19 protein-coding genes are annotated in these 19,265 nt (G+C 33.6%); 11 read left to right on the plus strand and 8 right to left on the minus strand.

Annotated elements, in window-relative coordinates; translation table 11 throughout:
- Positions 1–97: 97 nt before the first annotated feature.
- The 3 genes from tatC to LQ693_RS11905 all read right to left on the minus strand — a co-directional run bounded on the left by tatC (position 98) and on the right by LQ693_RS11905 (position 1,820).
- Positions 98–877, minus strand: a complete 780-nt coding sequence (gene tatC / locus LQ693_RS11895; protein WP_025905059.1) for a twin-arginine translocase subunit TatC — start codon at positions 875–877, stop codon at positions 98–100.
- A gap of 74 nt (positions 878–951) precedes the next feature.
- A complete protein-coding gene (gene tatA / locus LQ693_RS11900) occupies positions 952–1,176 on the minus strand; it encodes a twin-arginine translocase TatA/TatE family subunit (protein ID WP_025905058.1) in 225 nt (74 codons plus the stop codon).
- An 11-nt stretch (positions 1,177–1,187) separates the two neighbouring features.
- Entirely contained in the window at positions 1,188–1,820 is a 633-nt protein-coding gene (locus tag LQ693_RS11905; RefSeq protein ID WP_107565882.1) for a redox-sensing transcriptional repressor Rex, read from the minus strand.
- Between the two features lie 162 nt (positions 1,821–1,982).
- On the opposite strand from LQ693_RS11905, the gene LQ693_RS11910 reads away from it, so the two are divergent.
- Both LQ693_RS11910 and LQ693_RS11915 read left to right on the plus strand, forming a co-directional pair.
- Positions 1,983–3,905 (plus strand): ABC-F family ATP-binding cassette domain-containing protein, encoded by a 1,923-nt coding sequence (locus LQ693_RS11910; RefSeq protein ID WP_103361777.1) that lies wholly within the window; start codon positions 1,983–1,985, stop codon positions 3,903–3,905.
- Between the two features lie 503 nt (positions 3,906–4,408).
- Positions 4,409–4,552 carry a hypothetical protein gene (locus LQ693_RS11915; protein WP_182461764.1) on the plus strand — a complete coding sequence of 48 codons (144 nt, stop codon included), beginning with the start codon at positions 4,409–4,411 and terminating at the stop codon, positions 4,550–4,552.
- A gap of 36 nt (positions 4,553–4,588) precedes the next feature.
- Here the strand turns inward: LQ693_RS11915 and LQ693_RS11920 are convergent, their stop codons facing one another.
- From LQ693_RS11920 to tsaE, 5 genes are all read right to left on the minus strand, one after another.
- Complete coding sequence (locus tag LQ693_RS11920; protein WP_048540591.1) at positions 4,589–5,017, minus strand: VOC family protein; 429 nt, start codon at positions 5,015–5,017, stop codon at positions 4,589–4,591.
- Between the two features lie 76 nt (positions 5,018–5,093).
- Positions 5,094–6,107 (minus strand): tRNA (adenosine(37)-N6)-threonylcarbamoyltransferase complex transferase subunit TsaD, encoded by a 1,014-nt coding sequence (gene tsaD / locus LQ693_RS11925; protein WP_025905054.1) that lies wholly within the window; start codon positions 6,105–6,107, stop codon positions 5,094–5,096.
- Positions 6,100–6,567, minus strand: coding sequence for a ribosomal protein S18-alanine N-acetyltransferase (rimI, locus tag LQ693_RS11930; protein WP_049320460.1), 468 nt, complete (start codon positions 6,565–6,567; stop codon positions 6,100–6,102). Before rimI ends, tsaD begins: the two co-directional genes overlap by 8 nt.
- Positions 6,540–7,205 (minus strand): tRNA (adenosine(37)-N6)-threonylcarbamoyltransferase complex dimerization subunit type 1 TsaB, encoded by a 666-nt coding sequence (tsaB, locus tag LQ693_RS11935; protein WP_103361621.1) that lies wholly within the window; start codon positions 7,203–7,205, stop codon positions 6,540–6,542. Before tsaB ends, rimI begins: the two co-directional genes overlap by 28 nt.
- Positions 7,186–7,644, minus strand: coding sequence for a tRNA (adenosine(37)-N6)-threonylcarbamoyltransferase complex ATPase subunit type 1 TsaE (tsaE, locus tag LQ693_RS11940; RefSeq protein ID WP_025905051.1), 459 nt, complete (start codon positions 7,642–7,644; stop codon positions 7,186–7,188). The genes tsaB and tsaE overlap by 20 nt, the downstream gene beginning before the upstream one ends.
- Positions 7,645–8,092: 448 nt before the next feature.
- On the opposite strand from tsaE, the gene ilvD reads away from it, so the two are divergent.
- The 9 genes from ilvD to ilvA are packed head-to-tail and all read left to right on the plus strand — an operon-like array spanning position 8,093 to position 18,926.
- Positions 8,093–9,781: a dihydroxy-acid dehydratase gene (ilvD, locus tag LQ693_RS11945; protein ID WP_239703220.1), complete on the plus strand. Its 1,689-nt coding sequence runs from the start codon at positions 8,093–8,095 to the stop codon at positions 9,779–9,781.
- A 12-nt stretch (positions 9,782–9,793) separates the two neighbouring features.
- Positions 9,794–11,527, plus strand: coding sequence for a biosynthetic-type acetolactate synthase large subunit (ilvB, locus tag LQ693_RS11950; protein WP_103361616.1), 1,734 nt, complete (start codon positions 9,794–9,796; stop codon positions 11,525–11,527).
- Positions 11,527–12,000, plus strand: coding sequence for an acetolactate synthase small subunit (ilvN, locus tag LQ693_RS11955; protein ID WP_025905048.1), 474 nt, complete (start codon positions 11,527–11,529; stop codon positions 11,998–12,000). Before ilvB ends, ilvN begins: the two co-directional genes overlap by 1 nt.
- 34 nt (positions 12,001–12,034) lie before the next feature.
- Positions 12,035–13,042 (plus strand): ketol-acid reductoisomerase, encoded by a 1,008-nt coding sequence (ilvC, locus tag LQ693_RS11960; RefSeq protein WP_025905047.1) that lies wholly within the window; start codon positions 12,035–12,037, stop codon positions 13,040–13,042.
- A 29-nt stretch (positions 13,043–13,071) separates the two neighbouring features.
- Entirely contained in the window at positions 13,072–14,604 is a 1,533-nt protein-coding gene (locus LQ693_RS11965) for a 2-isopropylmalate synthase (RefSeq protein ID WP_103361617.1), read from the plus strand.
- Entirely contained in the window at positions 14,601–15,641 is a 1,041-nt protein-coding gene (gene leuB, locus LQ693_RS11970) for a 3-isopropylmalate dehydrogenase (RefSeq protein ID WP_107565881.1), read from the plus strand. Before LQ693_RS11965 ends, leuB begins: the two co-directional genes overlap by 4 nt.
- Before the next feature lie 15 nt (positions 15,642–15,656).
- The gene (leuC, locus tag LQ693_RS11975) at positions 15,657–17,030 is read left to right on the plus strand and encodes a 3-isopropylmalate dehydratase large subunit (protein ID WP_107565880.1); all 1,374 of its coding nucleotides are present in this window, start codon (positions 15,657–15,659) and stop codon (positions 17,028–17,030) included.
- Positions 17,031–17,600: a 3-isopropylmalate dehydratase small subunit gene (leuD, locus tag LQ693_RS11980; RefSeq protein WP_025905043.1), complete on the plus strand. Its 570-nt coding sequence runs from the start codon at positions 17,031–17,033 to the stop codon at positions 17,598–17,600.
- A gap of 60 nt (positions 17,601–17,660) precedes the next feature.
- A complete protein-coding gene (gene ilvA, locus LQ693_RS11985) occupies positions 17,661–18,926 on the plus strand; it encodes a threonine ammonia-lyase IlvA (protein ID WP_107565879.1) in 1,266 nt (421 codons plus the stop codon).
- Positions 18,927–19,265: the final 339 nt, after the last annotated feature.

A 19,265-nucleotide genomic window follows, 5' to 3' on the forward strand; every position in this document is an offset into this window, starting at 1 on the left:
TTCATAGAAAAAACACCTCCGTATAAATTCATTTTAATATGAATTCAACGAAAGTGTTTTTATTTTACTCCCACATCCTGGGGTTAGTGCAATTAAGCTAAAGCTGCTCTTTATCTTCTTCATCCATCCCAAGTTCTTCTTCCATTAATTTTTGCTCTGCTTTTAAATATTTTTTATAGCCTATTTTTGAAATAACAATACTGATTTCATAAAGTAAAATCATCGGTAATGTAAATAACATATGTGTCATAAAGTCAGGTGGTGCGATTAACGCAGCCACAACAAGTAAAATAAAATACGCATATTTTCTATTTTTCTTTAAAAACATCGGTGTAACGATACCTAATCGCGTTAAAAACAATAATAAAATTGGTAATTGAAAGACAAAACCGAATGGTATGGTAAATTTAAACATTTCACTAAAGTACTCTTTAATCCCGATTGTTTGCTTAATCCCCATATCATCAGCTAATCCCATTGTGAACGAAATTAAATACGGAAAAATCACAAAGTATGAGAATAATAAACCACCTACAAATAAAATCAAACTAAATGGTATATAACTTAATGTCACTTTTTGTTCTTTCGGATGTAAACCTGGAGATATAAATGCCCATAATTCATATAAAATAACAGGCGATACTATGATAAATGCTATTACAATTATCATTGTTATGTATATCGTTAATGGATCCGTTATTCTAAATGCATTGAGTTCTAATGTTTGTGTAAAATCATCATTTGTTATATAAAAAATAACGGGTTTAGCTACGAAAAAGCCAACGATGAGACCACCAACAAGGAAATATGCAATGATCATAATACGTCCACGAAGTTCTTCTAAGTGTTCGACAAATGTTAAATTGTCTTTATCCACCGTCTTACCTCCAATCTAAAAAAGATGTGGCAGGAAACCCGCCACATTCTTGGGAACATCTGTTAAATAAAATTCTATTTAACTTCTTTATCTTTGCCATCTTCTGGAGTGCTTTTCTTCTCATCAAAGTTTGTCATGCCATCAGTCGCATCTTTAAATTCTTTCAAAGTTGAACCCATTGCTCTACCGAATTGTGGTAATTTCTTTGGTCCAAATATAATTAATGCAACTACCCCTATAAATAATAAACTGACTGGTCCTGAAATACCAAGTGTGTTAATAAACATTAAAGCTTCCATTTGATACCCTCCTATTGATTCTTCATAAAGAAGATTAAAGATTGTAATTCAATTCCTAAATCTATATGATGAACCTGCACTTTCTCAGGTACATTTATTCTTTGAGGTGTAAAATTCAAAATACCAGTAATACCCGAAGATGTTATACGATCCGCAACTTTTTGAGCTGCTTGTTGTGGTACTGTTAATATTACAACTTGTATACCTACTTCTTCAACTACCTTTTCAAAATCATCCATATTATCCACAGTTAATTTACCAACCATACTACCAATGATATCTTCTGATTGATCAAAAGCAGCTACAATTTGCATTCTATCATTAACAGTAAAGTTATAATTCACAAGTGCAGTACCTAAATTACCAACACCAACGATTGCGACTTTAGTCATATCATCTTGTTCAAGCGTTGTTCTAAAAAATTTAAGTAAATAACTAATATTGTAACCATAACCCTTTTTACCTAATTCACCAAAATACGAAAAATCTCGACGAATAGTAGCTGAATCAATTTTAAGTCCTTCACTTAATTCTTTCGATGAAACACGATCTACGCCAGAATTATGCAATGTGCTAACAAATCTATAATAAAGAGGCAAACGTTTCAAAGTTGCTTTAGGGATCTTCACATCATTCTTTGCCAAAATCCTCACCTTTTCCAATATAAAATAATGTGATTGCGTTCACATCTAATGGCTTAATTATAACAAACTTCACGTAAAATAACTATATAAATATTGTATGTGATTTACATACAATTATCACTCGTTTTCATGTAAAATAATAACTAATAGAGAGGTGTAAACATGATACTTTTACAAATAAATAAATTAGAGAAATCTTATGATGGAGAAGTTATCTTTTCTGATGTAGATTTCGAAGTAAAAACCGGTGAAAGAATCGCTATTGTCGGAAGAAATGGCGCGGGAAAAACAACATTAATGAAAATCATCGCTGGTGTCGAATCGTATGATGAAGGAAATATTTCTAAAGGTAAACAAGTTACGATGGGTTACCTTACTCAACAAATGACATTAGATTCTAATGACAGTGTTATGAATGAAATGAAAAAACCATTTAAAGACGTTATCAATATTGAAGATAAAATGAAAACTTTAACAGATTGGTTAAGTATTCATGCTGATGAATATGACCAAGATATATATAAAGAAAAATTGTCACAATACGAAGCGTTATCTAATCAATATGAATTAATGGATGGCTATAATTACGAAAGCAAAATTAAAACCGTTTTAACAGGTTTAGATTTTAAAGAATCTGACTTTGATAGACAAATTCAATCCTTTAGTGGTGGCCAAAAAACAAGATTATCTATGGCTCAAATGTTATTAAGTGAACCTGATTTACTATTACTCGATGAACCTACGAACCATTTAGATATGGAAACAACTGAATGGCTAGAGAATTATTTAACACATTTTAAAGGCGCGATCGTTATTATCAGTCATGACAGATACTTTTTAGATAAAATAGTCAATCAAGTATATGATGTCGCTTTAGGTTCTGTTAAAAAGTATGTCGGTAATTATAGTAAATTCTTAAAAGAACGAGATGCACATTACGAAAAAGTCATGGCTGAATACGAAAGACAACAAAGTGAAATTAAAAAATTAGAAACATTTGTCGAAAAAAATATTACACGTGCTTCGACAAGTGGCATGGCAAAAAGTCGTCGTAAAGTATTAGAAAGAATGGAAAGAATCGAAAAGCCGAGACTTGATGCTAAAAGTGCACAAATAAATTTCGAAATAAACAGAGCTACAGGTGAAGATGTACTTAAAGTTCAAAATTTAGATATTGGTTATTCTAAAAGCATTACACCACCTATCAACTTAGAAGTTAAACGACATGATCGTATTGCGATAATTGGTCCAAATGGTATTGGTAAATCTACGTTAATCAAAACAATTGCTCAAAAAATACCTGCTTTAGGTGGTAATATTGTTTATGGTTCCAATATTCAAATCGGTTATTACGACCAAAAACAAGCAGAATTCACTTCTAATATGACAATCTTAGACTATGTTTGGAATCAGTATGCACATATGCCTGAGAAAGATATTAGAACGATTTTAGGTAGATTTTTATTTACTCAAGAAGAAGTAAAAAAAGTCATCAATGATTTATCAGGTGGAGAAAAAGCCAGACTTCAACTCGCTTTGCTCATGTTAGAAAAAAACAATGTACTCATTCTAGATGAACCTACCAACCACTTAGATATCGATTCTAAAGAAATGCTGGAACAAGCTTTGCAAAATTTTGAAGGTACATTACTCTTTGTATCTCATGACCGTTATTTTATTAACGAACTAGCAAATAATATTTTCCACATCACACAAAGTGGAAATGAATTATTTAGAGGAGATTACCAATATTATTTAGAAAAGCTAGAACAACGTGAGGCTATTAGTCGTTATGAACAAGAAGACATCCAATCTACTGAAACGCCTAAAGACGATCAATATTACGCAAATCAAAAACAACTAAAAAAAGAAAAGCGTAAACTCGAAAGACAGTTAGAAGAAATCGAAAATAATATTTCAACATATGAAGAACAAATCTCTGACTATGAACATCAACTTACGTTACCAGAGATATTTAATGATATTGAAAAAAGTAATGAAATCAATAACTTACGAGTTGAAGCAGAACGTTTGCTCGAAGAAAATATGGAAAAATGGGAAGAACTTGAAAGTAAGTTAAATTAACGAAAAACGACTGAGGTAAATTTTACACCTCAGTCGTTTTTTTCTGAAATAATTAAGCACATCTTTATACACATCAAAAAGTCTTATTTTTCAAGTAATCCACAAAGTTATCCTAGTTATCCACAAGTAAAATGTAAAATATCGATCTGAATCAACTATTTTATCCACAAATATTTAAAAACTTATACTAATGTTATCCACAAAATGTGGTTAACTTGTGCACAAGTACAAATGTTCTGTATTGACTTTATGATGAATAGGTGACCTTCATGTATTTTTTGTAAATATTTTAAATTCTAAATGTTGAAATGACTAAAATATTAATATATTTATCAATTAGGCTAGATTTAATATCAATTAAGACTTATAATTTATGTAACCAATTTTCTTGTTTATAGACTTTAGTTATAAATTCTACTTTAATTTTGAAGTTAATGATGTGCTTAGAGTTAAATTTCATTGATTAATTGGTCTTGTGTATGCTACAGAAGGGATGATGATTTATGAAACAATCTAACATTGAAAATTATACAACGAAAGCTAAGGAACTATTGAAACATAAAATTATAACTAAAGAAGAATATGATCAACGTATAAAAGATTATATTGACTATACGAATAGTGAAGGCAAATACGCACGCAAATAAAAAAGGACGTTCAAAATTTTTGAACGTCCTTTTATCCTATTCTGTATATGCATTTACCATCCAAGTTACACCAAATGGATCTTGGAATGAACCAAAGAGTGGTGACCACTCTACCTCGTTTAAAGGCATATCAATTTTACAACCCGCTTCTTCTGCTTTCTTAAACAATTCGATGACAGCTGCTCTATCTTCTTCATCGTTATAATTAAACTGAAAACATGCTTGAGCGCCTTCGTTATTAATATCTTTATTTTGCCAAGTGTCACTACATAAAAATGTCTTCCCTAATAAGTTAAAGCTCGCGTTCATTGTAAAAGATTCGGGCAATTTAAATTCATCAGGTGCATCTTTAAACATCTCATGGTTACCCGGAACTCTCATAATATCCGTTGCACCTAATTTTTCTTCGTAGAACTTTAATGCTTCAATACTATTTTTAAAATTAAAATAAGTATTCACTTCCACTTTACAACGCCTCCTCAATCTTTTTATATCATATTGAGTATAACGTCTATAGTGCAATATTACGAATTATTGTATATTAAAATGCTTCAATATCTAGAGAACTTTTACCGTTTAATTTCATATTTGAAAAGCGGTTATTTTCATATAAGAAATGAGCTACTGACCCTATCATGGCAGCATTATCTGTACATAAATTTAATGGTGGAATACTAAGATCTATTCCTAATTTGTTTGATTCTTGTTCAAGTGCATGACGCAAACCTTTATTCGCAGCTACACCACCAGCTACAATTAAATGTTGAACATCATAGTCTTTAACTGCGGCCATTGTTTTGCCGACAAGTACTTCAACAACACTATTTTGGAAACTAGTCGCAACATCTTCTTTAATGATTTCTTCATTTTTTTGCTTTTTATTATGCAATGTATTAATAACCGCACTTTTCAACCCACTGAAACTGAAATCATAACTGTCTTTCTCTAACCATACTCTAGGGAAATTCAAAGTATCTTGACCGATTTGTGCAAGTCTATCAACTTCAGGACCTCCTGGATATGGTAAACCTATTGTTCTAGCAACTTTGTCATATGCTTCACCGACTGCATCATCACGCGTTTCACCTATAACTTCAAAATCTAAATGATTTTTCATGTAAATCAGTTCTGTATGTCCACCAGAAACGATTAATGCAATTAAAGGAAATTCTAATGGTTTAACGAGATGATTAGCATAAATATGCCCTGCAATATGATGAACTGGAATAAGTGGCTTTTGATGACTAAATGCTAAAGCTTTAGCACTTGCAACACCGACAAGTAAAGCACCAATTAATCCTGGACCTTCTGTTACAGCTATTGCATCAATGTCATCCATTTGCATATTTGCATTTTTCAAAGCTTCATCAATCACTGTTGTCATAACTTCAACGTGTTGACGACTCGCTACTTCTGGTACTACACCGCCAAATTTTTTATGTGTCATCATTTGTGTTACAACTTCATTACTGATAATTTCATTGCCGTTTTTTATGACACTTGCTGCTGTTTCATCACAACTTGTTTCTATACTTAATATAATTGATTCAGACATTTTTTAGACTCACCCACATCACTTTAGCATCCTCTCCATCACCATAATAATTTTTCCTAACGCCACCATACGTAAAGCCAGCTTTCTCATAAACATGTCTCGCCGCTTCATTATCCACTCTTACTTCTAAGCTCATCGTTGTACAAGTTGCACTAGCAAAAGTCATCGCATATTCTAATAACATTTGTCCTATTCCATTACCTCTATATTGCTCGGCAACAGATATTGTCGTAATTTGTGCTTGATCAATAACTAACCACAATCCACAATATGCAATGATTTCTTCACCTATAGATACAACAAAATAATGCGCAAATTCATTTTTCTCTAACTCATGATAGAATGCGTCAATAGACCATGAACTTTGCGTAAAACTATGATTTTCTATTTCGTATACTTGAGGGACATCTTCAATTGACATTTTTCTAATTTCTAATGCTTCGTTTGATTGTTTTTCCAATTTTGTTCCGCCTCTGATAATTTTAGATATCTTGGTTTTAGTTCATGAACATTTAACACCGGTTGTTCCTTAATGTTATACATTATTGAAGCATCAGGTAATTTTGAAAGACTTCTACCTTCTAACTTATCTTGTAACTTTAATACATCGTGACCAATAAATATATATGGATGATTTTGTGATTTTAAAAATTGATTCAATGCTTCAATAGAAATATAACTATCTTCTTTGATTGTTTCTAATTTATCATCCTTATATTGATAAACACCAGCAAATACATGGTCTCTTCTAGCATCAAATAAAGGTACAATAAGATCATTTTCGTTGTTATATGTTGCTGCTAATGCCTTTAAAGATGAAACTTCATATAAAGGAATATCCAAAGTATATGCCATCGTTTTTGCAGTTGTAATACCAATTCTTAACCCCGTATACGAACCTGGTCCATTGGCAACGACTATATCTGACAATGATTGAGGTGTTAATTGCGCTTCATCCATTAACGATTCAATAACGGGCATTAATTGTAATGAATGATTCTTCTTTATATTGGACTGATAATTGATTAATACATTTCCATCTTTAACAAGTGCTACTGCTAAAGGTTGATTAGAAGTATCAATTAGTAATGTTGTCATCATTTAGCACTTCCTTTATCTGTTTATAATGTTCACCTTTAGAAATTATTTCAAACACCCTTTTATCGGCGTCAATATACTTAATGTTGATTTCTAAACGCTCTTTAGGTAAATATTCTTGAATGAATTCACTCCATTCAATTATCGTAACACCATTATCATTAAAGTATTCATCAAATCCTAAATCTTCATCACTATCTTCTAATCTATAACAATCCATATGATGAAAAGGCAATCTCCCTTTATAGGACTTTATTATATTAAAGGTAGGTGAATTAATGTTTCTTTTAACGCCTAAAGCCTTTCCGAAATATTGGCTAAAAGTGGTTTTACCCGCTCCTAAATCTCCATTCAACAAAATAATATCATTTTCAGTTACAACTTGAGCTAATTTTTCAGCAATTTGCTGCGTTTTTTCTAATGAGTCAACTTGAATAATCACTAATTTGGCACCTACCTTTTCTTTACTTAAACTAACTGAACTATTATAACAAATATTTATTTAATTGGGTAATGAATGGTTCATTTATCAATAAAACGCTTTCATTATCTAAATTTTTAGAAAAATCTAAATCTTCTGTTGACATGTATTCTGATATGCGTTAAATTTAGTACATAAATTTTTTAACTATTCAAAAATCTTAACTAAAAATATGGTTCACATTTGAGAAGAAAGGACGAGTTGTAATGAAATTCACAATGACGGCAAATAAACCGACAATCGAATACAGCATATTAGTGATTTTATTACGCTTAGAAGGACTCGAACAACAGTAAGTTTCAATTTACTGTATGGTTTAAGTCCTATTTCTACTTGAATGGGACTCGAAGCAACGTCCCATATTTATTGGGACGTTGCTTTTTTATTTTTCTAGAGGAGTGTAATTATGAGAAGTGACATGATCAAAAAAGGTGATCACCAAGCACCTGCAAGAAGCCTATTACATGCAACAGGACAAATCAAGAGCCCAACGGATATGAATAAACCATTTATTGCGATTTGCAATTCTTACATTGATATTGTCCCAGGACATGTTCATTTAAGGGAATTGGCGGATATCGCAAAAGAAGCGATTAGAGAAGCAGGTGGTATTCCATTTGAATTCAATACAATCGGTGTTGACGATGGTATAGCAATGGGTCACATCGGGATGCGCTACTCATTACCAAGTAGAGAAGTTATTGCTGACGCAGCTGAAACTGTTATTAACGCACACTGGTTTGACGGCGTATTCTACATGCCAAACTGTGACAAGATTACACCTGGTATGTTACTAGCATCTGTTAGAACAAACGTACCAGCTATCTTCTGTTCAGGTGGCCCAATGAAAGCTGGTTTATCTGCAACAGGTAAAGCATTAACTTTATCTTCGATGTTTGAAGCAGTTGGATCATTCAAAGGTGGTTCAATGACGAAAGAAGAATTCTTAGATATGGAAAAGAACGCATGCCCTACTTGTGGTTCATGTGCAGGCATGTTTACAGCAAATTCAATGAACTCCTTAATGGAAGTATTAGGATTAGCATTACCTTATAACGGAACAGCTATTGCTGTAGGAGAAGAAAGAAGAGAATTAATTAGAGAAGCAGCCTTTAAACTAATGGACTTAGTTAAAAAAGACATTAAACCTAAAGACATCATTACTAAAGATGCAATTGATGACGCATTTGCTTTAGATATGGCAATGGGTGGTTCTACAAATACAGTCCTTCATACTTTAGCTTTAGCAAATGAAGCTGGTATCGATTATGACTTAAATAGAGTAAATGAAATAGCTAAACGTACACCTTACCTATCTAAAATTGCACCAAGTTCTTCATACTCAATGCATGATGTACATGAAGCAGGCGGTGTACCAGCTATCATCGGTGAATTACTCAAACTCGATAATGTTTTACATCCTGACCGTATTACTGTCACAGGCAAAACATTAAGAGAAAATAACGAACATCGTGAAATTAAAAATACAGAAGTTATCCATACAAGAGATAATCCATTCTCTGAAACTGGTGGCTTATCAATGTTATTTGGAAATATCGCGCCAGATGGTGCTGCTATTAAAGTTGGTGGTGTTGATCCATCAATCAAGAAATTTGTTGGTAAAGCGATTTGCTTTAGTTCACATGATGAAGCGGTTGAAGCAATTGATAACCATACTGTTAGAGAAGGTCACGTTGTTGTCATTCGTTATGAAGGCCCTAAAGGAGGACCTGGAATGCCAGAAATGTTAGCACCTACTTCATCTATCGTCGGTAGAGGTTTAGGTAAAGATGTTGCATTAATTACAGATGGTCGATTCTCTGGTGCAACAAGAGGTATCGCTGTCGGACATATTTCACCAGAAGCTGCCGCGGGTGGACCTATCGGACTCATCCAAGACGGTGATGAAATCATCATCGATTTAACGAATCGTACATTAGATGTAAATGTTTCTGAAGCAGAATTACATGCTAGAAAACAAAACATTGAACCATTTAAAGCTAAAGTTAAGACTGGTTATCTTGCAAGATACACTGCCCTTGTAACAAGTGCAAATACAGGAGGCATCTTGAAAGTACCGGACGAACTAATTTAAGGAGTGATTTGCATGGCACTAACTACTAAATCATACAAAGAACCAGATGAAGCAACTAAAGAAAAGACAATAACTTACACAGGGGCAGAATTACTTGTCCAATCCTTTATTGATCAAGAAGTCGATTACATCTTTGGATATCCTGGCGGTGCTGTCTTGCCTTTATATGATGCCTTTTATGAAGGTAAAGTGCCTCATATTCTTACGAGACACGAGCAAGGTGCAGTTCACGCAGCTGAAGGATATGCAAGAGTTACAGGTAAACCTGGTGTTGTAGTCGTTACAAGTGGACCTGGCGCAACTAATACAATTACTGGAATAGCTGATGCTATGAGTGATTCAATTCCACTAGTTGTACTGACTGGACAAGTTCACAGACCAGGTATTGGTAAAGATGCTTTCCAAGAAGCGGATTTACTCTCTATGACAACACCTATTACAAAGCATAATTATCAAATTACAGATGTAAAAGATATTCCAAAGATTATTGATGAAGCATTTCATATTGCTTCAACTGGTCGTAAAGGGCCAGTTGTAATCGATTTTCCTAAAGATATCGGTGTTCTAGAAACAGTTGAAGTTTCTCCAAGAGAGCTTAATTTACCTGGATATCATATTAACTTAACGCCAGAAGATAAAGAGATTGAACAAGTTATCCAAATGATTCGTTTAGCTAAGAAACCAATTATCCTTGCTGGGGCTGGTGTTAACCACGCTGAAGCTTCAAAGGAACTTACAGCATTTGCTAATAAATACAAAATTCCTGTTGTAAACACTTTGCTTGGATTAGGTTCTATCCCCTACTCTGACCCATTATTCTTAGGTATGGGCGGTATGCATGGATCATATGCAAGTAACATGGCATTAACAGAATGTGATTTGTTAATTAACTTTGGAAGTCGATTTGATGATCGTCTAGCAAGTAACCCAGATGAATTCGCAAAAGACGCTAAAGTTATTCATGTAGATATCGATCCATGTGAAATTAACAAAATCATTCCTACAGATTTAGGTATTATTGCCGATGCAAAACAAACATTAGAAGCACTATTAGAATATGATTCTCATGAGCTTATCCATCATGAATGGTATGAACATTGTCTATCAAATAAAGCAACATATCCATTTAGATACGACAAACCAACTGATGACTTCATTAAGCCTCAACAAGCAATTGAGTATATCGGAAAGATTACAAACGGAGATGCACTTGTTGCAACTGACGTAGGTCAACATCAAATGTGGGTTGCACAATATTATCCATTTAAAACACATGGTCAAATTATTACAAGCGGTGGTTTAGGAACAATGGGCTTCGGTATTCCAGCTGCTATGGGTGCCAAGTTTGCACACCCTGACAAGACAGTTGTTGCCTTTGTTGGTGACGGTGGTTTCCAAATGACTAACCAAGAAATGGCCATTTTAAATGAATTTGATAATGACATCAAAATCGTATTAATCAACAATGGTGCTTTAGGTATGGTTAAACAATGGCAAGATAAATTTTATAGCCAACGTTTTTCTCATTCAGTATTTGCTGGGCAGCCTGACTTTATGAAGCTTTCTGAAAGCTATGGTGTTAAAGGTTTCATGATCGATTCTAACGACAAATTAGAATCTACACTTGATGAAGCATTCGCTCATAAAGGCCCAGCCTTAATCGAAATTAGAATTTCCCCTTCTGAACCAGTACTTCCAATGGTTCCAAGTGGACAACCAAACTACAAAATGGAGGGCGTTGAATAATGAAAAGAACAATTAAGACTCAAGTACTCGATAGAGCGGGTACACTCAACCGACTTACAAGCATTTTTGTAAGGAGACAATACAACATTGTTTCTCTTTCTGCAACGCCTACTGAAACAGAGGGCATCACAAATATTACATTTATTGTGGATGTTTCAGATGAAAGTAGTACAGAAACAATTATTAAGCAGTTAGAAAAGCAAGTAAATGTAATATCTGCCCTAGATATTACAGATAACAACCTATTTAATAGAGAACTTATTTTAATCAAGTTAGGACATCCTGACGATTATCAAACGTTCGAAAAAATCATTAAGCCTTATGAAGGTCAATTAACCATTTTAAAAGATTTAGAAGATTATATTTATATTCAAGCAATTGGAACCCATCAAACAATAGAAAATCTATTGGATGATTTAAAAATATATCCTGTGACACAAGTGTCACGAACAGGTTCTGCAGGATTACTATAATACAAAATAAAACAAATTAATGGAGGCATTTATTATGACTAAAGTATTTTATGACAACACGGTAACAGAGGACGCATTACAAGGTAAGAAAATCGCAGTAGTTGGATATGGTTCACAAGGACATGCACATGCACAGAACTTAAAAGATAACGGTTATGATGTTGTAATTGGTATTCGTCCAGGTAAATCATTTGATCAAGCTAAAGAAGATGGTTTTGAAGTATATCCAGTAGATGAAGCTGTAAAACAATCTGACGTTGTAATGATTCTATTACCAGATGAAATTCAAGGACAAGTTTATAAAGAAGAAATTGAACCTAACTTAGATGAAGGAAATGCTTTAGTATTTGCTCATGGATTTAATATTCACTTTAAAGTTATTCAACCACCAGCAAACGTAGATGTATTCTTAGTTGCACCAAAAGGACCAGGTCACCTAGTTAGACGTACATTTACTGAAGGAAGTGCTGTACCTGCACTATACGCTGTATATCAAGATGCTACAGGCAAAGCAACTCAATTAGCATTAAGTTATGCAAAAGGTATCGGTGCTACTAGAGCTGGTGTTATTGGTACAAGCTTTGAAGAAGAAACTGAAACTGATTTATTCGGTGAACAAGCAGTACTTTGTGGTGGTGTAACGAAACTTATCCAATCTGGTTTCGAAACATTAGTTGAAGCTGGCTACCAACCAGAAATTGCTTACTTCGAAGTATTACATGAAATGAAATTAATCGTTGATTTAATGTATGAAGGCGGAATGGAAAACATGCGTTATTCTATTTCAAACACTGCAGAATTTGGAGATTATGTATCTGGTGAACGTGTTATCACACCTGATGTTAAAGAAAATATGAAAGAAGTACTTAAAGATATTCAAACAGGAGCTTTCAGTGATCGCTTCATTAAAGATAACGAAAATGGCTTCGAAGAATTCCTAAGAATGCGTAAAGAGCAACAAGGACATCAAATCGAATCAGTAGGTAGAGAATTACGTGACATGATGCCATTCGTTAAAGCTAAAAGTATTCAAACTAAATAAAAGTACTAGAATTTAAGGAGAGGATTATTATGTCAGACCATATTCAAATATTTGATACAACACTTAGAGATGGAGAACAAACACCAGGCGTCAGTTTTTCATTTGATGAACGCCTCAAAATTGCTATACAACTAGAAAAATGGGGAGTCGATGTAATAGAAGCTGGCTTCCCCGCTTCTAGTGAAGGTAGTTTTAAATCAGTAGAAAGTATTGCTAAAGCATTAACAACAACTGCAGTTTGCGGATTAGCTAGATGTAAAAAGTCAGATATCGATGCTGTACATGAATCAACAAAAGAAGCACAACATAGACAAATTCATGTTTTCTTAGCAACTAGCCCTATCCACTTGGAATATAAATTGAAAATGACTGAAGAACAAGTATTAGCATCTATTACTGAAAATGTAACTTATGCAAAAACATTATTTGAAAAAGTTCAATTTTCACCTGAAGATGCTACAAGAACACCTTTACCATTTTTAATTAAAGCAGTGCAAACAGCAGTTGATGCTGGTGCAGATATTATCAATATTCCAGATACGGTTGGTTATTCTTATCCTACAGAATATGGTCAAATCTTTAAGACACTTATTGAAACAATTAAAAGTGATCATGAAGTGATATATAGTTCTCATTGTCATGATGATTTAGGTCTTGCTGTAGCAAATGCCCTATCTGCTTTTGAAAATGGTGCACGAAGAGTTGAAGGTGCAATTAATGGTATCGGTGAACGTGCTGGTAATACTGCTCTTGAAGAAATTGCACTTGCACTACACGTTAGACAAGATCATTACAACCTATCTACTAATATCAATCTAGCTGAAACTAAAAACACAAGTGACATGGTAAGTAGATATTCAGGTCTTCGAGTCCCTAGAAACAAAGCGATCGTTGGTCAAAATGCCTTCAGTCATGAATCTGGTATTCATCAAGATGGTATTTTGAAAAACCCAGAAACTTATGAAATTATGACACCTCAACTTGTCGGTGTTGTTAAAAATTCATTACCACTTGGTAAACTATCTGGTAAACACGCATTTAGCGAAAAGTTAGTTGAACTTGGATATAATCTCTCACCAGATGAACAAGTGGAAGTATTTAAACAATTCAAATCAGTCGCAGATAAGAAAAAACAAGTAACTGATCGAGATATACACGCTATCCTTCAAGGTAGTGAACATGAAGAAAATGCATACTATAAAGTAAATGCACTTCAACTTCAATTTGTATCGAATGGCTTACAAAGCGCTGTTGTCGTTATTGAAGATAAAGAAGGAAATACTTATAAAGACTCATCTATTGGTTCAGGTTCAATTACATCAATTTATAATGCAATTGATAGAATTTTTGATTACACACCTGAATTACAACAATATCGAATTGAATCTATTACAGAAGGTACGGATGCTCAAGCTGAAGTACACGTTCAAGTAGAATTTGAAGACGAAGTATATACAGGTATCGGTATTGACTACGATATCCTATATGCTTCTTGTAAGGCATATGTTGAAGCACATGCTAAACACAGTGAGAACAAATTGAAAGAAGGCGTAAAGTCATGACATACAAAATCACTGCCCTACCCGGTGATGGAATCGGTCCAGAAATTTTAGAAGGTAGTATTGAAATACTAGAATTATTATCAAAGAAATTTAATTTTGATTATGAAATAGACACTAAAGATTTTGGAGGTATCGCCATCGATAAACATGGCGAGCCTTTACCTCCAGAAACTCTAACTGCTTGTCAAAACAGTGATGCAATATTATTAGGAGCCGTTGGTGGTCCTAAATGGACTGATCCAAAAAATAGACCAGAACACGGCCTATTAGGTATTAGAAAAGCATTGAAATTATTTGCTAACATTAGACCAACAATTGTTACTGAATCAACTGCACATTTATCACCATTAAAAGAAGAACTCGTCAAAGGTACTGATTTTATAATTGTACGTGAATTAACAGGCGGTTTATATTTTGGAGAACCAAAATATTTTGATTATGAAAAAGCAATTGACACACTTGCATATACTAAAGAAGAAATTACAAGAATCGCACACGTTGCATTTCAGCTAGCTACTAAACGAAATAAAACCGTTACATCAGTAGATAAAGAAAATGTACTAAGCTCTTCTAAACTTTGGAGACAAACATTAGAACAAGTTTCTAAAGAATATCCAGATGTTACACTAAATCATCTCTTAGTAGACGCATGTAGCATGCATTTAATTACAAATCCTAAACAGTTTGATGTTATTGTAACTGAAAATTTATTTGGAGATATTCTTAGTGATGAAGCTTCAGTTATTCCAGGATCACTTGGCCTTTCACCTTCTGCAAGTTTTGGTGAGAATGGACCAAGTTTATATGAACCAATACACGGTTCTGCACCTGATATAGCCGGTCAAAATAAAGCAAACCCAAGTGGTATGTTACTATCATTAGCAATGTGTATTAGAGAAAGTTTACATCAACCTGAATGCGCTCAGTATTTAGAAGATATCGTATTTAGCACAATCAAGAAAGGTATTGCAACTAAAGATTTAGGTGGAAATAACAGTACATCTGAAGTCTTCGAAGCAATCAAAAATAATATTTAGAAGGAGGAAAACGACATGTCTCAAACATTATTTGATAAAGTATGGAATCGACATATAATAGCTGGTAAAGAAGGTGAACCCCAATTATTATACATCGACTTACACCTTATTCATGAAGTTACATCTCCTCAAGCATTCGAAGGCTTAAGATTACAAAATAGGACAGTAAGACGTCCCGATCGAACGTTTGGAACATTGGATCATAATGTACCTACAGTTGATATATTCAATATTAGAGATGAAATTGCTAATAAACAAATTAGTGCTTTGCAAAAAAACTGTGAAGCATTTGGTGTAAAGTTATTTGATATGGGTTCAGATGAACAAGGTATCGTGCATATGGTTGGCCCAGAAACAGGTTTAACACAACCAGGTAAAACTATCGTATGTGGAGATTCACATACTGCAACGCATGGTGCATTTGGAGCTATTGCTTTTGGTATAGGTACAAGTGAAGTCGAACATGTTTTTGCAACTCAAACACTATGGCAAACTAAACCAAAGAACTTGAAAATTCAAGTTGATGGTACATTGCCAACTGGTGTTTATGCTAAAGATATTATCCTATACTTAATCAATCAACACGGAGTTGATTTTGGTACTGGTTACGCTTTAGAATTCGCTGGTGAAGCTATTTCTAATATGACAATGGATGAGCGAATGACAATTTGTAATATGGCAATCGAAGCTGGTGCTAAATATGGCATGATGAAGCCAGATGAAACAACTTTTGAATATGTAAGAGGACGTAAATATCAACCAGAGAACTTTGAAGCAGCTATTGAAGATTGGAAAACTTTGTATTCAGATGAAGATGCTACTTACGATAAAGTAATTACTGTAGACGTAAGTGATCTTGAACCACAAGTAACTTGGGGTACAAGTCCTGAAATGGGTGTTAGTTTTAATACGCCATTCCCAGAAATTAAAGATTTAAATGATGAAAGAGCCTATAATTACATGGGCCTTCAACCAGGTCAAACTGCTAGAGATATTCCTCTAGGTTATGTTTTCCTTGGTTCTTGTACAAATGCAAGACTTTCAGATCTTATTGAAGCAAGTAAAATTGTAGATGGTCATAAAGTCCATCAAGATATTACAGCAATAGTCGTTCCTGGATCTAGAAGTGTTAAACTTCAAGCAGAAGCGCTTGGTCTAGATAAAATTTTCAAAGAAGCAGGATTTGATTGGCGTGAACCTGGATGTTCAATGTGTCTAGGAATGAACCCTGACCAAGTTCCTAACGGTGTTCACTGTGCTTCAACAAGTAACCGTAACTTTGAAGGTCGTCAAGGTAAAGGCGCAAGAACGCATCTTGTATCTCCTGCAATGGCAGCAGCAGCAGCTATTAACGGAAGATTTGTAGATACTAGAAAGGTGGTCATTTAAATGGAACCAATTAATATTTTTAATGGTAAAACAGTTCCCCTACTCAATGATAATATTGATACGGATCAAATCATTCCAAAAGCTTTTTTGAAAAGAATTTCTAAAACTGGTTTTGGCCCCTTCTTATTCGACGAATGGCGTTATTTAGAAGATGGCTCTGATAATCCAGATTTCAACTTAAATAAACCAGAATACAAAGGTGCAAGCATACTCATTTCAGGTGATAATTTTGGTTGTGGCTCATCAAGAGAACACGCAGCTTGGGCATTAAAAGACTTTGGATTCTTAATCATTATAGCAGGTAGTTTTAGTGATATATTTTATATGAACTGTACTAAAAATGGTATGTTACCTATTGTAATTGAAAATAAAGAAGACAGAGAAGCAATAGCGCAACATAGTGAAATAACGATTGATTTACCTAACCAACTTATTATTACACCTGAAGCAAAATATCATTTTGATATAGATGCGACATGGAAGAATAAATTGGTTAATGGTTTAGATGATATTGCTATTACATTAACTTATGAAGAACAGATCAACCAATATGAAAAAATGCACAACTAATTGGGAGTGGTAGAATGACCTTAAAAACACGTTTAAGTGCTGATAATTGGGAGTGGTAGAATGACCTTAAAAACACGTTTAAGTGCTGAAGATATAAAAGAAGCATTTTTAAAATTAAAAGATACAGTAAAACAAACACCATTAGAAAAAGATATGTATTTATCACAGAAGTTTGACTGTAATGTATATTTAAAAAGAGAAGATTTGCAATGGGTACGTTCCTTTAAATTAAGAGGTGCGTACTATGCAATTAATCAGTTAACAGACGAAGAACGAGCAAATGGCGTTAGTTGTGCGAGCGCAGGTAATCATGCACAAGGTATCGCATTCACGGCTAAACAACTCGAAATCAAAGCTGTTATATTTATGCCAGTAACAACACCAGCTCAAAAAATTAATCAAGTTAAATTTTTCGGTGGTGAATTTGTACAAATAGAATTAATTGGCGATACTTTTGATGATTGCTTAAAACATGCGTTAGATTATACTGAACAATTTGGATTAAGCTTTATTGATCCATTTGATAATATTAATACAATTGCTGGTCAAGGTACGATCGCTAAAGAAATAGTAGATTATGCAGAAGAAGAAGATATCAAATTTGATTATTGCTTCGCTGCAATTGGTGGCGGTGGCTTAATTTCAGGAGTAGGCACTTATCTTAAAGATACAATGCCTACTACACAAGTCATTGGTGTAGAACCACTTGGAGCAAGTAGTATGGCTCAATCTGTTAAAGCTAATAAAATTGTTACATTAACGGATATCGATAAATTTGTAGATGGCGCTTCAGTAGGGAAAGTTGGACAATTAACATTCGAAATTTCAAAAAATGTTGTTGATGACTTTGTTGCTGTAGATGAAGGTGAAGTATGTAGTTCAATCCTAGATATGTACTCTAAACAAGCTATTATTGCAGAACCAGCTGGCGCTTTAAGTGTCACTGCACTTAATCATTATAAAAATGAAATTAAAGGTAAAAATGTTATTTGTATTGTCAGTGGTGGTAACAATGATATTAACCGAATGAAAGAAATTGAGGAACGCTCACTTTTATTTGAAGATATGAAACATTACTTTATTGTTAACTTCCCACAAAGACCAGGGGCATTAAGAGAATTTGTTAACGAAGTACTTGGACCAAATGATGATATAACAAAATTTGAATACTTAAAAAAATCGAGCCAAAATACTGGTTCTGTTATTATAGGTATTCAACTTAAAGATCATAACGATTTAGACCAACTTTATAAGAACGTTAGCGAATTTGATCCTAAATACATCTATATTAATAAGAATAAAATGCTTTATTCATTGCTAATATAAGTACGTAACCAAATTAAAACATCGCTAATATAAGTACGTAACCAAATTAAAACATCGCTAATATAAGTACGTAACCAAATTAAAACATCTCATTTCTCTGTTTATTACAGAAAGAAATGAGATGTTTTTTTGATATAAACCCTGTTATATCTTTATTTATTATGTACTGTATACATGCCCTTTATCTTCTACTTTATTTCAACTAAATTTAAACATAAAAAAAGAGACCTAACAGGTCTCGAGTGCGGCTCATCGCATCCATTTATAAACATTTGCCCGGCAACGTCCTACTCTCGCGGAACGTAAGCCCAACTACCATCGGCGCTAAAGAGCTTAACT

Source organism: Mammaliicoccus sp. B-M6, assembly GCF_022386965.1.
Classification (GTDB): Bacteria; Bacillota; Bacilli; order Staphylococcales; family Staphylococcaceae; genus Mammaliicoccus; species Mammaliicoccus sciuri_A.